Origin of the sequence: Terrabacter sp. 2RAF25 (genome assembly GCF_052115265.1) — a bacterium.
Lineage (GTDB): Bacteria > Actinomycetota > Actinomycetes > Actinomycetales > Dermatophilaceae > Terrabacter.
In genome coordinates this window covers 56,114-75,349 of the sequence record NZ_JBFRGJ010000003.1, presented here as the reverse complement: position 1 = coordinate 75,349, position 19,236 = coordinate 56,114, and the positions used below count along the sequence as shown (strand labels likewise).

Annotated in this window: 19 protein-coding genes; 10 read left to right on the top strand and 9 right to left on the bottom strand. The window is 70.7% G+C overall.

Annotated elements, in window-relative coordinates:
- The first annotated feature begins 67 nt into the window (after positions 1-67).
- The 4 genes from leuA (at position 68) to AB4091_RS09300 (ending at position 6,395) form a co-directional block, all read left to right on the top strand.
- Entirely contained in the window at positions 68-1,837 is a 1,770-nt protein-coding gene (gene leuA / locus AB4091_RS09315; RefSeq protein ID WP_442291467.1) for a 2-isopropylmalate synthase, read from the top strand.
- Positions 1,838-1,853: 16 nt separating this feature from the next.
- Positions 1,854-3,377, top strand: a complete 1,524-nt coding sequence (locus AB4091_RS09310; RefSeq protein WP_442291466.1) for a hypothetical protein — start codon at positions 1,854-1,856, stop codon at positions 3,375-3,377.
- A gap of 123 nt (positions 3,378-3,500) precedes the next feature.
- Positions 3,501-3,953, top strand: coding sequence for a pyridoxamine 5'-phosphate oxidase family protein (locus tag AB4091_RS09305; RefSeq protein ID WP_442291465.1), 453 nt, complete (start codon positions 3,501-3,503; stop codon positions 3,951-3,953).
- A gap of 54 nt (positions 3,954-4,007) precedes the next feature.
- Positions 4,008-6,395: an ATP-binding cassette domain-containing protein gene (locus AB4091_RS09300; protein ID WP_442291464.1), complete on the top strand. Its 2,388-nt coding sequence runs from the start codon at positions 4,008-4,010 to the stop codon at positions 6,393-6,395.
- A gap of 101 nt (positions 6,396-6,496) precedes the next feature.
- Here AB4091_RS09300 and AB4091_RS09295 read toward each other — a convergent pair whose 3' ends face one another.
- Positions 6,497-7,315 carry a maleylpyruvate isomerase family mycothiol-dependent enzyme gene (locus AB4091_RS09295; protein ID WP_442291463.1) on the bottom strand — a complete coding sequence of 273 codons (819 nt, stop codon included), beginning with the start codon at positions 7,313-7,315 and terminating at the stop codon, positions 6,497-6,499.
- A gap of 15 nt (positions 7,316-7,330) precedes the next feature.
- Entirely contained in the window at positions 7,331-7,981 is a 651-nt protein-coding gene (locus AB4091_RS09290) for an alpha-ketoglutarate-dependent dioxygenase AlkB (protein WP_442291462.1), read from the bottom strand.
- Between the two features lie 120 nt (positions 7,982-8,101).
- On the opposite strand from AB4091_RS09290, the gene recO reads away from it, so the two are divergent.
- Together recO and AB4091_RS09280 are read left to right on the top strand one after the other, a co-directional pair.
- The gene (recO, locus tag AB4091_RS09285; protein ID WP_442291461.1) at positions 8,102-8,830 is read left to right on the top strand and encodes a DNA repair protein RecO; all 729 of its coding nucleotides are present in this window, start codon (positions 8,102-8,104) and stop codon (positions 8,828-8,830) included.
- Positions 8,831-8,867: 37 nt separating this feature from the next.
- Entirely contained in the window at positions 8,868-9,647 is a 780-nt protein-coding gene (locus tag AB4091_RS09280) for an isoprenyl transferase (RefSeq protein WP_442291460.1), read from the top strand.
- Positions 9,648-9,758: 111 nt separating this feature from the next.
- Here AB4091_RS09280 and AB4091_RS09275 read toward each other — a convergent pair whose 3' ends face one another.
- The 5 genes from AB4091_RS09275 to AB4091_RS09255 form a co-directional block, all read right to left on the bottom strand.
- Positions 9,759-10,175, bottom strand: coding sequence for a Fur family transcriptional regulator (locus AB4091_RS09275; protein WP_442291459.1), 417 nt, complete (start codon positions 10,173-10,175; stop codon positions 9,759-9,761).
- Entirely contained in the window at positions 10,172-11,218 is a 1,047-nt protein-coding gene (locus AB4091_RS09270) for a metal ABC transporter permease (protein ID WP_442291458.1), read from the bottom strand. The genes AB4091_RS09275 and AB4091_RS09270 overlap by 4 nt, the downstream gene beginning before the upstream one ends.
- A complete protein-coding gene (locus AB4091_RS09265) occupies positions 11,215-12,057 on the bottom strand; it encodes a metal ABC transporter ATP-binding protein (RefSeq protein WP_442291457.1) in 843 nt (280 codons plus the stop codon). Before AB4091_RS09265 ends, AB4091_RS09270 begins: the two co-directional genes overlap by 4 nt.
- Complete coding sequence (locus tag AB4091_RS09260) at positions 12,054-12,998, bottom strand: metal ABC transporter substrate-binding protein (protein ID WP_442291456.1); 945 nt, start codon at positions 12,996-12,998, stop codon at positions 12,054-12,056. Before AB4091_RS09260 ends, AB4091_RS09265 begins: the two co-directional genes overlap by 4 nt.
- Positions 12,999-13,116: 118 nt before the next feature.
- Positions 13,117-13,407, bottom strand: coding sequence for a DUF6703 family protein (locus tag AB4091_RS09255; RefSeq protein ID WP_442291455.1), 291 nt, complete (start codon positions 13,405-13,407; stop codon positions 13,117-13,119).
- A gap of 79 nt (positions 13,408-13,486) precedes the next feature.
- Here AB4091_RS09255 and AB4091_RS09250 point away from each other — a divergent pair, with 79 nt between their 5' ends.
- Together AB4091_RS09250 and AB4091_RS09245 are read left to right on the top strand one after the other, a co-directional pair.
- The gene (locus AB4091_RS09250; RefSeq protein ID WP_442291454.1) at positions 13,487-14,881 is read left to right on the top strand and encodes a glycine--tRNA ligase; all 1,395 of its coding nucleotides are present in this window, start codon (positions 13,487-13,489) and stop codon (positions 14,879-14,881) included.
- 92 nt (positions 14,882-14,973) lie between these two features.
- Positions 14,974-15,537 carry a HEAT repeat domain-containing protein gene (locus AB4091_RS09245; RefSeq protein WP_442291453.1) on the top strand — a complete coding sequence of 188 codons (564 nt, stop codon included), beginning with the start codon at positions 14,974-14,976 and terminating at the stop codon, positions 15,535-15,537.
- Between the two features lie 87 nt (positions 15,538-15,624).
- Here the strand turns inward: AB4091_RS09245 and AB4091_RS09240 are convergent, their stop codons facing one another.
- Positions 15,625-16,464, bottom strand: a complete 840-nt coding sequence (locus tag AB4091_RS09240) for a sulfurtransferase (RefSeq protein WP_442291452.1) — start codon at positions 16,462-16,464, stop codon at positions 15,625-15,627.
- Between the two features lie 25 nt (positions 16,465-16,489).
- Here AB4091_RS09240 and AB4091_RS09235 point away from each other — a divergent pair, with 25 nt between their 5' ends.
- Positions 16,490-17,221: an alpha/beta fold hydrolase gene (locus AB4091_RS09235; RefSeq protein ID WP_442291451.1), complete on the top strand. Its 732-nt coding sequence runs from the start codon at positions 16,490-16,492 to the stop codon at positions 17,219-17,221.
- Between the two features lie 18 nt (positions 17,222-17,239).
- Entirely contained in the window at positions 17,240-18,466 is a 1,227-nt protein-coding gene (gene dusB, locus AB4091_RS09230; RefSeq protein WP_442291450.1) for a tRNA dihydrouridine synthase DusB, read from the top strand.
- 3 nt (positions 18,467-18,469) lie between these two features.
- Here the strand turns inward: dusB and AB4091_RS09225 are convergent, their stop codons facing one another.
- Positions 18,470-19,201, bottom strand: a complete 732-nt coding sequence (locus AB4091_RS09225; RefSeq protein ID WP_442291449.1) for a hypothetical protein — start codon at positions 19,199-19,201, stop codon at positions 18,470-18,472.
- Positions 19,202-19,236: the final 35 nt, after the last annotated feature.

Genomic DNA, 19,236 nt, shown 5'->3' with positions numbered 1-19,236 from the left:
TCCTCGTCGCGGAGTTTCCCGTGTCCGGCCGGACACCGAGCGAAACGCAGACGAGAGAGAGTGCGCGATGATCCACCCCCAGCAGACGTCGGGAATGCCGTTCCAGAAGTACGTCCCGTTCCACGAGCAGATCCCGTTCGACCTGCCGGACCGCACGTGGCCGACCAAGCGCATCGCGCAGGCCCCGCGCTGGTGTGCCGTGGACCTGCGTGACGGCAACCAGGCCCTCATCGACCCGATGAACTCCGAGCGCAAGCTGCGCATGTTCCAGCTGCTCGTGAAGATGGGCTACAAGGAGATCGAGATCGGCTTCCCGTCGGCGAGCCAGACCGACTTCGACTTCTGCCGCGAGCTCATCGACGGGGGACACATCCCCGACGACGTCACGATCCAGGTGCTGACCCAGTGCCGCGACCACCTCATCGAGCGCACCTTCGACGCCATCCGCGGTGCCAAGGAGGCGATCGTCCACTTCTACAACTCGACCTCGATCCTGCAGCGTCGCGTCGTCTTCGGGCTCGACCAGGACGGCATCATCGACATCGCCGTCCAGGGCGCCCGGCTGATCAAGAAGCTCGAGGAGACGATCCCCGACACGGCGATCTACTACGAGTACTCGCCGGAGTCGTACACCGGCACTGAGCTCGACTTCGCGATGCGCATCTGCAACGCGGTCATCGACGTCATCGACCCCACGCCCGACCACAAGATGATCGTCAACCTGCCTGCCACCGTCGAGATGATCACCCCGAACGTCTACGCCGACTCGATCGAGTGGATGGTGCGCAACCTCGACCGGCGCGAGTCGCTGGTCGTCAGCCTGCACCCCCACAACGACCGCGGCACGGGCGTCGCGGCGGCCGAGCTCGGCTACCTCGCCGGCGCGGACCGCATCGAGGGGTGCCTCTTCGGCAACGGCGAGCGCACCGGCAACGTTGACCTCGTCACCCTCGGCATGAACCTCTTCAGCCAGGGCGTCGACCCGCAGATCGACTTCAGCGACATCGACGAGATCCGTCGCACCGTCGAGTACTGCAACCAGCTGCCGGTGGGGGAGCGTCACCCGTACGGCGGCGACCTCGTCTTCACCGCCTTCAGCGGCTCGCACCAGGACGCCATCAAGAAGGGCTTCGAGGCGATGGAGGTCGAGGCCAAGGACAAGGGCACGAGCGTCGACGACCTCGTCTGGGGCGTTCCCTACCTGCCCGTCGACCCGCACGACCTCGGCCGCTCCTACGAGGCGGTCGTGCGCGTCAACAGCCAGTCGGGCAAGGGCGGCGTCTCGTACATCATGAAGTCCGAGCACCAGATGGACCTTCCGCGCCGGCTCCAGATCGAGTTCTCCGGCGTCGTGCAGCGTGGCGTCGACCAGGACGGCGGCGAGGTGGCTCCCGCCGAGCTGTGGGCCCGTTTCCAGGACGAGTACCTCCCCAACCCGGCGAAGCCGTGGGGGCGGTTCGAGCTCGTCAACGTCGTCACCGACTCGACGGTCGACGGCGACTCGACCATCGAGGCGACGATCACCGACGAAGGCGAGCCGGTCACCATCCAGGGGCGGGGCAACGGTCCGATCGCGGCCTTCCTCGACGCCTTCATGACGATCGAGGGTGCCCCCGACATGCGCGTCCTCGACTACGCCGAGCACGCGCTGTCGGCTGGCGGCGACGCCCGCGCCGCGGCATACGTCGAGTGCGCGATCGGCCCGCGCGTCCTCTGGGGCGTCGGCGTCGACTCGTCGATCGTGACCGCCTCGCTCAAGGCCGTCGTGTCCGCGTGCAACCGCGCCCACCGCGACCGCGTCGCCGACGAGGCGGCTGCCGCCGGCGCGAACGGCTGAGGTAGCGTCACGCCCCATGGACACCCCGGTCGGCCGAGCCCTGCTCCGGCTGACCGGGGTGTCGCTCGTCGCCGTGGCGCTCGTCGCGCTCGTCGCGCCGCGGGCGGTCAACGTGGCGCACCGACCTCTCGTGGTCGTCCCCGTGACCATCGGTCTGGTGGCGCTGGCAGTCCTCCTGCGGGTGCCGGGCTGGGCGAAGAACGGCTGGCTGCCGGTCGCGACCGCCGTGGGTGGCGGAGCGGTCGCCGGCGCTGTGGGGCTGATGACCGGCTACCGCTACGGCTGGGACGCGCGCGTGGTGATGGACCTGGCGAGGGCCATGCACGCCGGACGACCCTTGGGCGGCGACGACTATGTCTACCTGTCCCTCTACCCCAACAACGTGCCGCTGTTGGCGATCGACCGCGTGGGCGTCGCTGTCGGACAAGCCTTCTCGCTGTCACCCGACGCCGTTCTCGTGCCACTCAACGCCGTCTGCGTCGCGGTGACCCTGTATGCCGTCCACCTGCTCGTCGTGCGCGTCGCCGGCCGGGGTCCGGCCCTCGCCGCGCAGCTCCTGACGCTCGTGCTCGTCGGGACCAGCCCGTGGCTGGCCGTGCCCTACACCGACTTCTACGCCATGCCCTTCGTCATGGGAGGGGTGGCACTGGCCGTCAAGGCCCTGGCCCCCGGACCGCGGCCGGTGCGCGTCGCGCTGTGGGTGCTGGCCGTGGCGAGCATCGCGGTCGCCTACACGATCAAGACGACACCGGTCGTCGTCGCCATCGCCGGTGTCCTGACGGCCGTGGTGGCGATCTTCGACCACGACCTGCAGCCCGCTCGGCGCGCCGGGGTCATCGCGGCGTGTGCGCTCTCGATGGTCGCGTTCGTGGGCGTCGGGCTGGGCCTGTCGGCGGCCGCCACGACGGTCTCCGGCGTCGACTCGTCACGCATCGACCCCACTGCGACACCGCCGATCCTCTGGTGGGTCGCCCTCGGCGCCGACGAGCAGCGCACGCCCGGTGGCGTCGTCAACTACGGGGCCTACTCCCGCCAGATGGTCGATGCCGTGACCGGCCGGGACCAGGAGCAGATGAGGGCGTATGCCGCTGGCTTCCTCGGTGACCGCTGGGCCGAGCGAGGTCCCGGCGGCACGCTGGCGTTCTACGGCAACAAGGCCGCGTGGAACTGGGGTGACGGGCTGTTCTGGGCGTGGGGCGAGGGCCCGGACTCCCTGCCCGGCACGCTCGCGCCGGCGACGGGCCTCACGGGAGTCGTCCACGAGCTCAACGGCTTTCACGGGTCGTGGTACCAGTGGCGGGCAGACGTGACCCAAGGCGTGTGGTTGGCGGTGCTGTTGGTCGCGGGCCTCGGCCTGCTGCGTGCGCCCTACCGTCGCGAGACCCTCCTGATGGCCGTCACCGTGCTCGGCATCGCCGCCTTCACCCTCGTGCTGCAGGGCCGGTCCCGCTACCTCTTCGCCTTCGTGCCGGTGCTGGTCGCGCTCGCCGCGACCGTCCACTCCTCCCTACCGCGCCCAGGCCGAGGGGCTCGGGTCTGACCCCTCCATCGAGTGCCCACTTTCCGACGTGCACCGCTCATCGAGTGCCCACTTTCCGACGTCGTGGATAGCGTGGCCCTGAGCGTCCAAGACCGCGCACGCACCGACCACCGTGGAGTGAACGTGACCGACGAGCCGCGCCCCCGCGCCCAACGCCGACGAGACACCGAGACCCGCCTCGCGGAGGACGTCGACCTGTGGGTCGCCAGCGCCTCGGCCGACGGCACCCCCTACCTCGTTCCGCTCTCGTTCGACTGGGACGGCAGCGCGGTGCTCATCGCGACGCCGGCCGACAGCCAGACCGGTCGCAACCTGGCGGCCACGCGCACGGTCCGGCTGGGACTGGGCGAGACCCGTGACGTCACGATGGTGGAGGGCGACGTCGAGGTTCTGGAGATCGGCGAGCTGGGGGAGCAGGAGGGCGACCGGTTCGCCGCTCGTGCCGGGTTCGACCCGCGGCTGCAGACCACGCCGTACCGTTGGTTCCGCATCTCGCCACGGCGGGTGCAGGCCTGGCGTGAGGCCGACGAGCTCACCGGGCGTGAACTCATGCGTGACGGTCGCTGGCTCGTCTGACAGCGGCGCGACCGCACCAGACCTTCGACGCGTACACCTGACGATGGAGACACGATGAGCAAGAGCAGTTCTGCCACCGGGGCGTCCGAGCGCCACGTCGCCGACAGCCACGACCTGATCCGCGTCCAGGGCGCGCGTGAGAACAACCTCAAGGACGTCAGCGTCGAGATCCCGAAGCGACGGCTCACCGTCTTCACCGGGGTGTCCGGCTCCGGCAAGAGCTCGCTCGTCTTCGACACCATCGCCGCCGACTCCCAGCGCATGATCAACGAGACCTACAGCGCGTTCGTGCAGGGCTTCATGCCGAACCTCGCGCGCCCCGACGTCGACGTGCTCGAGGGACTGACGACGGCCATCATCGTCGACCAGGAGCGCATGGGTGCCAACCCGCGCTCGACCGTCGGCACGGCCACCGATGCCAACGCGATGCTGCGCATCCTCTACAGCCGGCTCGGGCAGCCGCACGTCGGCCCGCCCACCGCGTACTCCTTCAACGTGCCCACCCGCAAGGCAAGCGGCGTCATGTCCACCGACAAGGGCGGCAGGGTCGAGAAGTCCGTCGTGCGCGAGGCCGTCTACCTCGGCGGCATGTGCCCGCGGTGCGAGGGCATGGGCCACGTCAGCGACATCGACCGCACCGCCCTCTACGACGAGACGAAGTCGCTGAGCGACGGCGCCCTGACCGTCCCCGGCTACTCGATGGACGGGTGGTACGGCCGCCTCTTCCAGGGGATGGGCCTGCCCATGGAAACCCCGATCGAGAAGTTCACCAAGAGGCAGCTCGACACGATGCTCTACGCCGAGCCGACCAAGATCAAGGTCGAGGGCGTGAACCTCACGTTCGAGGGGATCATCCCCAGGATCCAGAAGTCGATGCTTTCCAAGGATCCCGAGGCCATGCAGCCGCACGTGCGCCGGTTCGTCGAGCGGGCGGTGACCTTCCAGTCGTGCCCCGAGTGCGAGGGCACGCGCCTGACGCCCGAGGCCCGATCGTCCAAGATCGCCGGCAAGAGCATCGCCGACCTGTGCTCGATGCAGATCAGCGACCTCGCGCAGTGGCTCCGCGACCTCGATGAGCCGTCGGTCGCGCCCCTGCTCACGTCGTTGCGCCACAGTCTCGACTCCTTCGTCGAGATCGGGCTCGGCTACCTCTCGCTCGAGCGGCCCGCCGGCACGCTGTCGGGTGGAGAAGCCCAGCGCACCAAGATGATCCGTCACCTCGGCAGCTCGCTGACCGACGTCACCTACGTCTTCGACGAGCCGACGATCGGGTTGCACCCGCACGACATCGCCCAGATGAACGGGCTGCTCCTGCGGTTGCGCGACAAGGGCAACACCGTTCTCGTGGTGGAGCACAAGCCCGAGACGATCGCGATCGCCGACCACGTCGTCGACCTCGGGCCGCTGGCAGGCACCGGCGGCGGCCAGATCGTCTTCGAGGGCACGGTCGACGGTCTGCGCGCCAGCGACACCATCACGGGCAGGCACCTCGACGACCGCGCCACCCTCAGGTCGAAGTTCCGCACGCCCACCGGCACTTTCGAGGTGCGTGGCGCCGACACCAACAACCTGCGTGACGTCGACGTCGACATCCCGCTCGGCGTGCTCGTCGTGCTGACCGGTGTCGCGGGCTCGGGCAAGAGCTCGCTGGTGCGTGGGTCCGTCCAGGGGCGTGAGGGCGTGGTGACGGTCGACCAGGCCGCGATCAAGGGCTCACGACGCAGCAACCCTGCGACCTACACCGACCTTCTCGAGCCGATCCGCAAGGCCTTCGCCAAGGCGAACGGCGTCAAGCCGGCTCTCTTCAGCTCGAACTCGGAGGGAGCGTGCCCGACCTGCAACGGTGCCGGCGTGATCTTCACCGAGCTCGGCGTGATGGCCACCGTCGAGTCGCCCTGCGAGGACTGCGAGGGCCGCCGGTTCCAGGCCGCCGTGCTCGAGTACGAGCTCGGCGGCAAGAACATCGCCGAGGTGCTCGCCATGCCCGTCACCGAGGCGCACGCCTTCTTCAGCGACGGCGACGCCAAGGTCCCCGCGGCGGCGACGATCCTCGGACGCCTCGAGGACGTCGGGCTCGGCTACCTCAGCCTGGGCCAGCCGCTCACGACGCTCTCCGGCGGCGAGCGCCAGCGGCTCAAGCTCGCCACCCACCTCGGCGAGAAGGGCGGCACCTACATCCTCGACGAGCCGACGACAGGCTTGCACCTCGCCGACGTCGAGCAGCTGCTCGGGCTGCTCGACCGACTCGTCGACTCGGGCAAGTCGGTCATCGTGATCGAGCACCACCAGGCCGTCATGGCGCACGCCGACTGGATCATCGACCTCGGCCCCGGCGCCGGCCATGACGGTGGCACGGTGGTCTTCGAGGGCACCCCGGCCGACCTCGTCGCAACTCGCTCCACGCTCACGGGCGAGCACCTCGCGGCCTACGTCGGCGCGTAGGCACGTCGGTCAGCGGGACACAGCTGATCCCGTCCGCGTGTGCACCCCAGGGGCTCTGGCCCCGGCTGGTGTGCACACGCGGTGCTGCCCAGGTGCCGACCTCAGTCGATCGAGCCGCCGAGCACCGCGTCGACAGCAGCGAGCGCCGCGGCATCGCCCTCGCGCGTGATCTCGCCGTCGGCGGGACGGTTCCAGAGCCAGCAGTCGAGGTCGGCCGCCGACCCGCAGATCTCGGCAACGGCCTCGCCGTCGGGGCCGTCGACGACGAGGAAGCGCTCGGTGTCGATGACGTCGCCGTCCGCGTCGGTGCCGGTGATGCGCACCGGCGTCACGGTCCAGGCGTGCATGGCGTCGACGGTCGCGATCGTCACAGCGGGACCGATGGGCTCGTGCGTGAGTCCGGGCTCGGGTTCGTAGCCGCGCATGATCCGCAACGCCTCGTCGACACCGTCGGCAGCCAGCCGGCAGTCGAGCGGGGTGCGCTCACCCACCGTCAGCTCTGCGTCGAGCCGGTGGACCATCGCCTCGTGGGCCTGGCGCCGCCGGATGTAGCCGGCGCTCTTGTCGTCGGCCCACATCCACAGAGGGGTCTCAGGAGGCAGTACGGACAGGACGCGGTGAAGTCGCTCGCTCGAGCGGTCGTAGAGATCGAGCAGCCCGGCGCGATGAGATGGCCGCTCCTCTCGGCTCGCGTTCATCGCGTCGAGGTCGGCCGGGTCGGTGAGGCCGCGCTCGGCGATCTCACCCCAGAACCACTGCACCTCCGCGAGGTGCCACAGCAGGTCGTCGGCGTCCCAGTCGGGGCAGGTGGGGACGCGCGCGTCGGTCGGAGCGTGCTCGAGGGCGGCACGAAACCGTGCCGAGTCGGCCGCGAGGTGGTCGAGGTAGGGCAGGGGGCCACCTGGGCGGCTGGACGGCATACGTACTCTCCTTGGTCAGCGGACGCCTGCGACACGGAACTGCACGGAGATGCGTGGCCCCATCGGCTTCGACGTCTTGGGCACCGCATGGTCCCACGTGCGCTGGCACGAGCCACCCATCACCACGAGGTCACCATGCCCGAGGGGGTAGCGCAAGCTCTTTGTGGACGAACCCGGGATGGCGCCGCCGTCTCGTGGGCGCAGCGCCAGGGTGCGGTCCGAGCCGAGCGACAGGATGGCGATCATCGTGTCGCTGTCGCGTGATCGGCCGATGCGGTCGCCGTGCCAGGCGACGCTGTCGCGGCCGTCGCGGTAGAGGCAGAGGCCGGCGGTGACGAAGGGCTCGCCGAGCTCGTCGGCGTAGTGCGCGCTGAGGGCCTCGCGGGCCTCGTCGAGCATCGGATGGGGGAGCCGCTCGTCGGCGGCATAGAACTTCGTCAGGCGTGGCACGTCGACGACGGAGTCGTACATCTGCCTGCGCTCCGCGTGCCAGGGCACGTCGCGCAGCAGCGCCGCGAAGAGGTCGTCGCCAGCGGCGAGCCAGCCGGGCCTGACGTCGACCCATGCCCCGCGGGCGAGCTGGTGTCGGGTGAGGCCGGTGCCGACGGCACGGAGCGTCATCGCGTCGGTGAGGTCGAGCAGCGAACCCTGGAGAGCGAGGTCCATGCCCACACGATAACCCGAAACGTCGAACGCGTGTTCGACCCGCTCGTTCGAGTTCAGGCACTTCTCGTGGTCCGGCGCGTGCGGTGCTCCACCGGCCTGGCGACGGGGGAGAATGACGGCATGCCCCTCTACCGTGACGAGGCGATCGTCCTGCGCACCCACAAGCTGGGCGAGGCCGACCGCATCATCACGATGCTCACACGCACCCGGGGGCGGGTGCGCGCGGTCGCCAAGGGAGTGCGTCGCACGAAGTCACGTTTCGGCTCCCGTCTCGAGCCCGGCATGGTCGTCGACGTGCAGTGCTACGAGGGCCGCAACCTCGACACGGTCACCCAGGTCGAGACGCTCGCGCCCTACGGCGACGCGATCGCCCGCGACTACACCGCCTACACGTGCGCGACCTCGATGCTCGAGACCGCGCTGCAGCTCTCGGAGGAGCACGAGCCGCAGACCCAGCAGTACCTCCTGCTCGCCGGCGCCCTGCGGTCCCTCGCCGAGCGCGCGCACGACCCGGGGCTCGTGCTCGACGCGTACCTGCTGCGCTCGCTTGCCGTCGCGGGCTGGGCGCCGAGCTTCGTCGACTGCGCGCGCTGCGGCGCATCGGGCCCGCACCGCGCCTTCAACGTGCAGGCCGGCGGCGCAGTCTGTTCGGTATGCCGTCCGCCCGGCTCGAGCGCGCCCGCACCCGAGACCTTCGAGCTGCTCGCCTCCCTGCTGGCCGGCGACTGGGAGGTTGCCGACGCGAGCGATGAACGGCATCGTCGTCAGGGCAACGGCATGGTAGCCGCCTTCCTCCAGTGGCACATAGAGCGCGGGCTGCGTTCGCTGCGCCTCGTCGAGCGGGCCTGAGCCACAAGCGAACCCGACCTCACCGATCCGGAGACCCATGTACGCCAAGCCTTTCCCGCATCCGTCGGGTGCCACGCCGCCGACCATCCCGAGCGATCTGCTCCCGAAGCACGTGGCGATCGTCATGGACGGCAACGGGCGGTGGGCCAACCAGCGGGGGCTGCCGCGCACCAAGGGTCACGAGGCGGGGGAGGCGTCGTTGCTCGACGTCGTCGCGGGTGCCGTCGACGTCGGCGTGACCCACCTGTCGGCGTACGCCTTCTCCACCGAGAACTGGCGGCGCTCGCCCGAGGAGGTCCGCTTCCTGATGGGCTTCAACCGCGACGTCATCCGGCGGCGGCGCGACCAGCTGCACGAGTGGGGAGTGCGCATGCGGTGGGTCGGCCGCACGCCCCGGCTCTGGCGGTCCGTCATCAAGGAGCTCGAGATCGCCCAGGAGCTGACGCGGCACAACACCGGGCTCACCCTCTACTTCTGCGTGAACTACGGCGGACGGGCCGAGATTGCCGATGCCGTGCAGCGAATCGCCCACGACGTCAAGGGTGGTCGGCTGCGGCCGGGCTCGGTCGACGAGAAGACGATCAAGAAGTACCTCGACGAGCCGACGATGCCCGACGTCGACCTCTTCGTCCGGAGCTCGGGTGAGCAGCGAACCTCGAACTTCCTGCTCTGGCAGTCGGCGTACGCGGAGATGGTGTTCCAGAACCGGCTCTGGCCCGACTACGACCGACGCGACCTCTGGGCCGCGATCGAGGAGTACGTCGCTCGCGATCGTCGCTACGGCGGCGCCATCGACACCCCCACCACCAGCACCTGAGGAACCCAACACAGCGAGAGGGCACTCCGTCGCGGTGTACATCGCTGGGGGTGCGGGACTGAGTGTTCTCTGGATTGAGAGGGCGGTGACGGAGTGTTCTCTCGATTGGGGTCAGGGGGATCGGGGGGTGGCGCAGTCGGCGCAGGTGCCGAAGATCTCGAGGGTGTGCGTCACGTCGCTGAACCCGTGGTCCTCCGCGATCGTGTCGGCCCATCGCTCGACCGCGGGGCCCTCGACCTCGACGGTGCGACCGCACGCCCTGCAGACGAGATGGTGGTGGTGGTGCGTCGAGCACGCCCGGTAGACCGCCTCGCCGTCGTCGGTGCGCAGCACGTCCACGGTGCCGGCGTCGACCATGGCCTGGAGCGTGCGGTAGACCGTCGCGAGGCCGACGCCCGCTCCCGCCTCACGCAGCCGGGCGTGCACCGTCTGGGCGGAGGTGAAGTCGTCGGACTTCTCGAGCAGGTCTGCCACGGCGGCCTGCTGACGAGTCGGTCGGCGCGTGGTGCCGCTGGCACGGTCCGTCATGGTCTCGCTCCCGTCGTCGGTGCGATGGTCTCGGAGGGGCCTGCCCCGTCGCGGCGGGCGAGGCTGTCTTCGTGGTGGTGCACGCCGTGCTCGTCGTAGTGACCCTCGTGCGCCGCGTGCAGGTGGCCGTCGTGCACGTAGTCGACGTGGTCGCCGTGGAGCACGGCCGGGTGGCCGCACTCCGTGCCGTGCTCGTGCTCGTGGCGCTCGGCGACGTCGTGCCGTCGTCCGCCGACCCGGGCCAGCACGCCGGTGACGACGGCCGTGACGACGAAGAGGCCTACCGCCAGCAGCACGATCGTGCCGCCGGACGGCGTGTTGAGCGGGTAGGAGAGGGCGACGCCGCCGACGGACGACACGAGGCCGAACCCGATGGCCCAGCGCAGCCCGCTGCTGAACGACCGCGCGACGAGCTGGCTCGCGGCGTTGGGAACGATCATCAGGGCGCTGATGAGCAGCAGGCCGACGACGCGCATGGCCACGACGACGGTGGTTGCGGTGAGCACGGCCAGCACGATGTTGAGCGGGAGCACCGGTATGCCGACGGCGCGCGCGTACTCCTCGTCGTTGGCGACGGCGAACAGACGCGGTCGCAGCACCCAGGTGGTGACGGCGATGAGCAGCGCGAGACCGGCGAAGAGGTAGAGGTCGGTGCGCTGCGTCGTGAGGATCGACCCGAAGAGGTACTTCATGAGGTTCGCGGGGGTGCCATCGGGTGACTTGCTGATGATGACGACGCCGCCGGCGATGCCGCCGTAGAAGATGACCGCGAGGGCGACGTCGCCGTTGGTGCGTCCTCGCGTACGGAGCAGCTCGATGACGACGGCGGCCACGAGCGCAGCGACGAGCGCGGTGAGCACCGGCGCCGTGCCCGTCACGAGGCCGATGGCGACGCCGGCGAGCGCGACGTGGCCCATGCCGTCACCGATGAGCGACAGACGCCGCTGCACGAGGAAGATCCCGACCATCGGGGCGACCGTTCCGACGAGGAGCGCCGCGACCAGCGCCCGTTGCATGAAGTCGACGGTGAGGAGGTCTGTCATGGCCGCCGCCTTTCGGGGTGGTTCGTGTCGAGCGGCCCGTGCGCGAGCGATGCGTGCTCGTCGAGCTCGTGGTCGTGGTGGTGGCTGTCGTGGTCGTGGTGCACGTGGTCGCGCGCACGGGCGTACTCCTGCGGGGTGCCGTCGAAACGGATGCGCCCAGCGTCGACGACGACGATGCGGGTGAGCAGCCGCTCTAGCGCGCCGAGCTCGTGCGTGACGATCACCATGGTGACGTCGCGCTCGACGAGGCGCTCGAGCACGTCGGCGAGCACGTGCTGGCTGGCGGCGTCGACGCCGGCGGTCGGCTCGTCCATGATCAGGACGTCCGGCTCGGCGGCGAGGGCGCGGGCGATGAGGACGCGTCGCTGCTGACCCCCCGACAGGGTGCTCACCTCAGTGGTGGCGCGGTCGGCGAGGCCGACGAGGTCGAGCGACCGCGCCACGACCTGTCGGTCGGTGGCGCGCAGTCGCCCGAGCCAGCCGATGCGAGCCAGGCGCCCCGTCGACACGATCTCCTCGGCCGTCGCGCGCACGGAGGCCGACAACGTATGCCGCTGTGGCACGTAGCCGACGCGCGCGCGGTCGTGGAACTCGGTGCTGTCGACCCCGAAGAGACTGACGGAGCCGGCGGTCCGCTCGTTGAGGCCGAGCACGCCCTTCATGAGGGTCGACTTGCCGGATCCGTTGGGGCCGACGATCGCCACGATCTCGCCGCTGCGGATCGTCAGGTCGACGTCGGTGAGCACGGGTCGGTCGCCGTAGCCGAAGCCGGCGCCACGCAGCGTCACGACGGCGTCGGGCGGTTCCGGGTGACCGGGCACGAGCGACGCGGACCTCATGAGCACCCCTGTCCTTCACGCAACGTCACGAGGTTGCTGCGCATGACCTCGAAGTAGTCGGAGCCTTGGGTGGCCGAGGTGATGCCCTCGATCGGGTCGAGCGTCGCGACCTTGGCGCCTGTCGACCCGGCCACCGTCCGGGCGAACTGCGGCTCGACGAGGGTCTCCTGGTAGATCGTCGTGACACCCGCGGACGAGACGAGGTCGGAGACCGCCTTGAGGGCGGTCGCGCTCGGCTCGGCCTCCGGTGAGATGCCCGTGACGCCTTGCTGGTGCAGACCGTAGCGGGCAGCCAGGTAGCCGAAGGCGCCGTGGCTGGTGACGAGCTGCGTGGTGCGGCACTGCGCCAGGCCGACCCGCATCTCGTCGTCGAGCTGCGACAGCTTCTCGACGAAGGCGGCGGTGTTGCGCGCGTACGTCGACGCCTTCGACGGGTCGTCCTTCGACAGGCGCGCGCTGATGGCCTCGGCCACGGCTGCGTATCGGGACGGGTCGAGCCAGAAGTGTGGGTCGTCGGCTCCGTGCGAGTGGCCGGCGTGGTCGTCGTGCTCGTCGGCCGACTCGCCCTCGCTCGGGCTGGCCGGCACGAGCCTGGCGGCGCCGGCCACGTCGAGCACCTTGGCACCGTCGACGAGCCCGACCGCCTCGTCGACCGCCGGCTGGAACCCGTCGGCGTAGACGACGAGTCGCGCCTTCGTCATGCCGCCGATGTCCTGTGGAGCGAGCTCGAGGTCGTGCGGCTCTGCGCCGGGGCGGGTCAGGACCGTGACCTCGGCGGTGCCTCCGACGACCTGCTGGGTCGCGAACTGGATCGGGTAGAACGAGGTCACGATGGGGGAGCCGGCGCCGCCCCCCGTGGTCTGCGCACTACAGGCGCCCATGGCGAGCGCCGCCGTCGTCGCGAGGACCGTGAGCGCGACGGGGGCCCTCAGGGCCCTCATGGCCCTCAGGACCGTCCGGGCCGTCAGGAGCCGGCGGGGGCGTGGGAGGGGAGGCGTCACGACGACCATCCTCACCCAAAATGAGAATGATTGTCAAAATCGACGGGCGCCGGCGCCGTCAGCCCGCAGGAACGATCCTGACCACGGCCACCGCGACCGCCAGCGCCAGCACAGCGGCCCGCATCAGCCGCTCCGGCAACGTCAGCCGCTGCCAGGTGAGGAAGAGCAGCCAGCCCACGAAGGCCGCGACCACGAGGAACGCGATGCCGGCCCAGGGCCGAGGGGCCAGGATGCCGACGGCGAGGAGTGCGACGAGGACGCAGAACGCGACGGGCCGCGGCACAGCGTTCATCCGCTCGACCCACGGGGCCGACGCGTGCTCGACACGGGAACGGAAGCTCAAGGACACCCGACGAGCGTAGGGGACGCGACGGCATACCCGGGACACGTGGCAAATGGACTCGCAGTCGCCCGATAGCCTGTCCCGCATGGCCAAGCAGACATCCACCGTGGACACCGTCGTCAGCCTCTGCAAGCGCAGGGGTTTCGTCTTCCCGAGCGGTGAGATCTACGGAGGCACCCGGTCTGCCTGGGACTACGGCCCGCTCGGCGTCGAGCTCAAGGAGAACATCCGCCGCCAGTGGTGGAAGTCGATGGTGACCGGCCGCGACGACGTCGTCGGCCTCGACTCCTCGATCATCCTGCCGCGCGAGACGTGGGTCGCGTCCGGTCACGTGGGCACCTTCACCGACCCCCTCGTCGAGTGCCTCAACTGCCACAAGCGCCGCCGCCAGGACCACCTGCAGGAGGCGCTCGCGGAGAAGAAGGGCATCGACGACCCCGACTCGATCCCGATGACCGACATCGTGTGCCCCGACTGCGGCACCAAGGGCCGGTGGACCGAGCCGCGCGACTTCCAGATGATGCTCAAGACCCACCTCGGTGTCATCGAGGACGAGTCGGGGCTGCACTACCTGCGCCCCGAGACCGCCCAGGGCATCTTCGTCAACTTCAACAACGTCATGCAGGCCTCGCGCAAGAAGCCGCCGTTCGGCATCGCCCAGACGGGCAAGAGCTTCCGCAACGAGATCACGCCCGGCAACTTCATCTTCCGCACCCGCGAGTTCGAGCAGATGGAGATGGAGTTCTTCGTCAAGCCCGGCGAGGACGAGCAGTGGCTGCAGTACTGGCTCGACGAGCGCACCCGCTGGTACACCGACCTCGGCATCAACCCCGACAACCTGCGCCACTTCGAGCACCCGGCCGACAAGCTGTCGCACTACTCCAAGCGCACCGTCGACATCGAGTACCGGTTCAACTTCGCCGGCTCGGAGTGGGGAGAGCTCGAGGGCATCGCCAACCGCACCGACTTCGACCTCGGCACGCACTCGAAGCACTCAGGCACCGACCTCGTCTACTTCGACCAGCAGACCGGTGAGCGGTACACGCCGTACGTCATCGAGCCGGCGGCCGGCCTGTCGCGCTCGCTGATGACCTTCCTCGTCGACGCCTATACCGAGGACGAGGCCCCCAACACCAAGGGTGGGGTCGACAAGCGCGTCGTGCTGCGTCTCGACCCGCGTCTGGCGCCCGTCAAGGTCGCGGTGCTCCCGCTGTCGCGCAACGCCGACCTCTCGCCGAAGGCTCGCGACCTCGCGGCCACGCTCCGCAAGCACTGGAACATCGACTTCGACGACGCCGGCGCCATCGGCAAGCGATACCGCCGCAACGACGAGATCGGCACGCCGTTCTGCGTCACCGTCGACTTCGACACGCTCGACGACCACGCGGTCACCATCCGCGAGCGCGACACCATGGCGCAGGAGCGCGTCGCCCTCGACCAGGTCGAGGGCTACCTCGCCCAGCGCCTCGTCGGCTGCTGAGCTCCCGCACGCACCGCTGACGTATGCCGTCCGCCCACCCGGGCGGGCGGCATACTCGCGTCCGTGGTCGGAGACGGCGGCATACTGCCCGCATGGTCTCGGACGCGATCCTCCGTGCGACGCCGGGCGAGCGCGCGCGGGCAGCGGCCGACGCGCTCGGTGACGACGTGCTGACGCGTTGGTGCGCCGACCTGCTCACCGGGCGCGCCGAGTGGGGTGACGCGCAGCTGCCCGACATCGGGTGGGTCGGTGGCCGCGCGGTGAACGGATGGGGCTCGCCCGACCACCTCGACGTCGAGACGCTCTACTGGTCGCGGGTCTGGGCGGCGCGCACCCTCCTCTACGTCTGGGACGACCGCTGTGGCGCCGATGTCGTTGCAGGACTGGATGATCCGGCGTGGCGGGTACGCGAGATGTGTGCCAAGGTCGCGGCCCGATGGGAGGTCGGCGACGCCGGCGAGGCGTGCGCGCGGCTCGTCGCCGGCGACGACACGCCGCGGGTCCGGGCGGCCGCGGCTCGTGTGCTCGGCGCGGTGGGCGAGGCCGAGCACGCAGCCGCCCTGCACGAGGCGGTCGACGATCCCGAGGAGCCCGTGCGAGCGGCCGCCGTGCGGGCGCTGCGCTCGATGACCCGACGCCTCGACCGCCCCCTCTGACCTGATCGAAAGAACACTCCGTCGGCTTCACGACGACCGCACGGACGCGCTGATGGACGACGGAGTGTTCTTTCGATCGCCGTTCGGTCAGCCGGGCTGGTGCCCGGTTGCGACGGGGCGGGACGGGTCGCGGATCCACTCGCTCCACGAGCCGGGGTAGAGCACGGTGTCGACGCCGAGCTCGGCGAGCGCGAGCATGTGGTGGGCGGCGGTGACGCCGGAGCCGCAGTACACGCCGACAGCACCGTCAGCCGGTTCGACGCCGCCCGTCACGTGCGCCCAGTGCTCCGCGAGGTCCCGGCGGAACGTGCCGTCGGCCGTGACCCACTCGGTCGTCGGGCTGTTGACGGCGCCCGGCACGTGGCCCGCGACGGGGTCGATCGGCTCGGTCTCACCGGCATACCGCTCGGGGGCGCGGGCGTCGAGCAACAGACCGTCGCGGGCGAGCGCCGCAGCCCCGGAGGCATCGAGCGTCGGCAGCTGCCCCGGCCGCACGACGACGTCGCCGTGCCGGTCCGCCGGCTCGTCGGTCGACACCGGCAGTCCGGCGGCCGTCCAGGCGGCCCAGCCGCCGTCGAGCACGCGGACAGCGCTGATGCCGAGCCAGCGAAGCACCCACCAGGCCCGCGCGGCGGCATACGAGTCCTTGCCGTCATAGGCGACGACGCGGCTGTGCTCGGTGATGCCCGCCCGCCGCAGGACCGCTTGGACCACGGCGGGCTCGGGAAGCGGGTGGCGACCTCCCTCGCCGGCCGGCGCGGCGAGCTCGACGTCGAGATCGACGAAGAACGCTCCCGGCACGTGGCCGGCCTCGTAGTCCCGCCGACCTGCCGGCCTGTTCGCCGTCGTGAGCGCCCAGCGGACGTCGAGGACGACGACGTCCTCGATCTCGTGGGCGAGGTCGGTGGCGCTGATGAGGTGGGTCACCGGGCCATCGTGGCATTCTCGCCCTGTGCCCGCTCACCTGGTCCTCGTGCACGGCTCACGCCTGTCGAGCACGCAGTGGGCCCCGCAGGTGCCGCTGCTCAGCGACCACGTCGGTCTGACCCTGGTCGACCTCCCGGGCCACGGCGCGCGCGCCGGCGAGCCGTTCACGATGGACCGCTGCGTCGGGGTCATCGGCGAGGCCGTGTCGTCGGCCTCGGCGCACGCCGACCCCGTCGTGCTCGTCGGCCACTCGCTCGGCGGCTACGCCGCGATGGCGTATGCCGCCGCCCGTCCCGACACGCTCGCGGGTCTCGTGCTGGCCGGTTCGAGCGCGACGCCGACGGGCCCGGGGGCGGCGGTCTACCGCGGCGTCGCCGCCCTGACGAACCGCCTTGGCCCGGCCAGGATGACGCGCGTCAACGACCGCGTGCTGCACCGGATCTACCCGGCCGACCTGATCGACCCGGTCATCGCCGGTGGCTACTGGTTCGACGCGACACCCGCCGCGTGGCAGGAGGTGATGACGCACTGCCGCCCCTCGATGCTGCACGGGGTGCGCTGCCCGGTGCTGCTGCTCAACGGGCAGTTCGACCAGTTCCGGATCGGCACCCGCGCCTACCTCAGGGCGTGCCCGACGGCGCGCGTCGAGACGATCCCCAGGGCGAGCCACCTGTCCAACCTCGACCAGCCCGAGGCCTTCGCCGCCGCCCTTCTGCGCTTTACGAGAGAGGTCGCCGATTCGGCGTCAGGCGCCTGATCGGGGAGAATCGAGCCCGTGACCGACGTCCTGACCCCCGCTACCGACACCGGCGCCGTGCTGCCGCCGCTGCGCATCGGGCGCCACGTCATCGAGTCGCCGGTCGTCCTCGCCCCGATGGCGGGGATCACCAACCGGGCCTTCCGGCGGCTGTGCCGCGAGTACGGCCGAGAGGGCTCGGCCCTCGCGTCCGGCGGTGGGGCCTCCGGGGCGACGAGCCTCTACGTCAGCGAGATGATCACCAGCCGCGCCCTCGTCGAGCGCTCGCCGGAGTCCATGCGCCTCATCGAGCACGACCCTGACGAGAACCCGCGGTCGATCCAGCTCTACAGCGTCGACCCGGCCACCGCGCGGGCCGCAGCCCGGATGCTCGTCACCGAGGACCGAGCCGACCACATCGACCTCAACTTCGGCTGCCCGGTCCCGAAGGTCACCCGCAAGGGCGGCGGCTCGGCGCTGCCGTGGAAGAAGGACCTCTTCAAGGCGATCGTCGGCGCGGTCGTCGAGGAGGGCGGTAGGCGCGACATCCCCGTCACCGTGAAGATGCGCAAGGGCATCGACGACGAGCACCTGACCTTCCTCGACGCCGGGCTCACTGCGGAGGCGGAGGGCGTGGCGGCGGTCGCGCTGCACGGGCGCACCGCGTCGCAGGCCTACTCGGGCACGGCCGACTGGGCCGCGATCAAGCAGCTCAAGGAGACCGTGACCTCGGTGCCCGTGCTCGGCAACGGCGACATCTGGTCGGCCGAGGACGCCGTCCGGATGGTCCACGAGACCGGGTGCGACGGCGTCGTCGTCGGACGCGGCTGTCTCGGCCGACCGTGGCTCTTCACCGATCTCGCCGCCGCCTTCGCCGGCACCTCGGCACGGGTCACCCCGACCCTCGGGGAGGTCGCGGCCACGCTGCGGACGCACACGGAGTACCTCATCGACTTCTACGGCGAGGAGGAGCGCGCCTGCCGCGACATCCGCAAGCACATCGCCTGGTACCTCAAGGGATTCCCGGCCGGGTCGACGGTCCGCAACTCGCTCGCCCTCGTCGACTCGATGGCCGCCCTCGACGCCCTGCTCGCGACGCTCGACCCCGACGCCCCGTGGCCCGGCGAGGCCGCCGAGGGCCAGCGTGGTCGCGCCGGCTCGTCGCGCACGGTGGCTCTGCCCGACCGCTGGCTCGAGTCGCGCGAGCTCTCGGAGGAGCACCGGCGCACCATCGCGGAGGCCGAGCTGTCGGTCAGCGGCGGCTGACGCTCACTTCAGCCAGACGCTGAGCGGGCCGAGCCGCTCGCACCCGACGGCCGCTGCCGCGTCGACGCTCGAACCGGCCTCCCAGCCGACGAGGGGTATGCCGTCCGCGACGGTCCGTGCGGCAGCCGCGGCGGCGGCCCAGGCGCGCTCCTCGTCCGGGTCGTCGGAGAAGACGTTGCCGATGCCCGCGACGTCGCCCGTGACGTTGACGATCGCGCCGGAGACGACCGGCGCGTCCGGGTCGTCGGAGGCGTGGGCGGAGAGGACGTGCACCCCCGGAACCTCGATCAGCGACGGGAGCAGGATCGCCTCCGCCTCGGGGTCGCTCGCCCACGCGCGCACCCACGCGGCCATCGCCTCGGGCGTCGTGACGCGCCGCCACGCCTCGTCTGCGGGAGCGGTGACGCGGCTGGAGGGGTCGAGCCAGACCCACTCGCCGACGACGAGCCGGGCGAAGTCCTCGATCGACAGGTCGAGGCGTGACCACGAGTCCTTGACCGAGCAGCCGTCGGAGTCATCGACGCGTGCCAGCACGTCGTACTCGCCGACCGTGGGGGAGAGGGTGACGGCGTCGGGGTAGTACGGCGGAGTCCTGGTGGCGGCCGTCCAGGCGTCGGCGTCCGTCGTGCAGGCGACGCCGTGCGAGCGCGCGACGGCGTCGCACCACAGGGCGTTGTTGCGGGCGGCGAGGAGGATGCGGTCGGTCACGTCGGTCACGTCGGTCACGTCGGTCACACGTGCGATCCTCTCAGCGTCGGCGTCGGCTGGCA

Excerpts from the sequence above, each read along its gene's own strand:
- AB4091_RS09265 (WP_442291457.1), bottom strand. The coding sequence starts at position 12,057 with ATGAGGTCCGCGTCGCTCGTGCCCGGTCACCCGGAACCGCCCGACGCC.
- AB4091_RS09290 (WP_442291462.1), bottom strand. The coding sequence starts at position 7,981 with ATGGACCTCGCTCTCCAGGGTTCGCTGCTCGACCTCACCGACGCGATG.
- AB4091_RS09245 (WP_442291453.1), top strand. The coding sequence starts at position 14,974 with ATGGTCTCGGACGCGATCCTCCGTGCGACGCCGGGCGAGCGCGCGCGG.
- AB4091_RS09275 (WP_442291459.1), bottom strand. The coding sequence starts at position 10,175 with ATGACGGACCGTGCCAGCGGCACCACGCGCCGACCGACTCGTCAGCAG.
- AB4091_RS09270 (WP_442291458.1), bottom strand. The coding sequence starts at position 11,218 with ATGACAGACCTCCTCACCGTCGACTTCATGCAACGGGCGCTGGTCGCG.
- AB4091_RS09310 (WP_442291466.1), top strand. The coding sequence starts at position 1,854 with ATGGACACCCCGGTCGGCCGAGCCCTGCTCCGGCTGACCGGGGTGTCG.
- leuA (WP_442291467.1), top strand. The coding sequence starts at position 68 with ATGATCCACCCCCAGCAGACGTCGGGAATGCCGTTCCAGAAGTACGTC.
- recO (WP_442291461.1), top strand. The coding sequence starts at position 8,102 with ATGCCCCTCTACCGTGACGAGGCGATCGTCCTGCGCACCCACAAGCTG.
- AB4091_RS09280 (WP_442291460.1), top strand. The coding sequence starts at position 8,868 with ATGTACGCCAAGCCTTTCCCGCATCCGTCGGGTGCCACGCCGCCGACC.
- AB4091_RS09300 (WP_442291464.1), top strand. The coding sequence starts at position 4,008 with ATGAGCAAGAGCAGTTCTGCCACCGGGGCGTCCGAGCGCCACGTCGCC.
- AB4091_RS09295 (WP_442291463.1), bottom strand. The coding sequence starts at position 7,315 with ATGCCGTCCAGCCGCCCAGGTGGCCCCCTGCCCTACCTCGACCACCTC.
- AB4091_RS09260 (WP_442291456.1), bottom strand. The coding sequence starts at position 12,998 with ATGAGGGCCCTGAGGGCCCCCGTCGCGCTCACGGTCCTCGCGACGACG.
- AB4091_RS09250 (WP_442291454.1), top strand. The coding sequence starts at position 13,487 with ATGGCCAAGCAGACATCCACCGTGGACACCGTCGTCAGCCTCTGCAAG.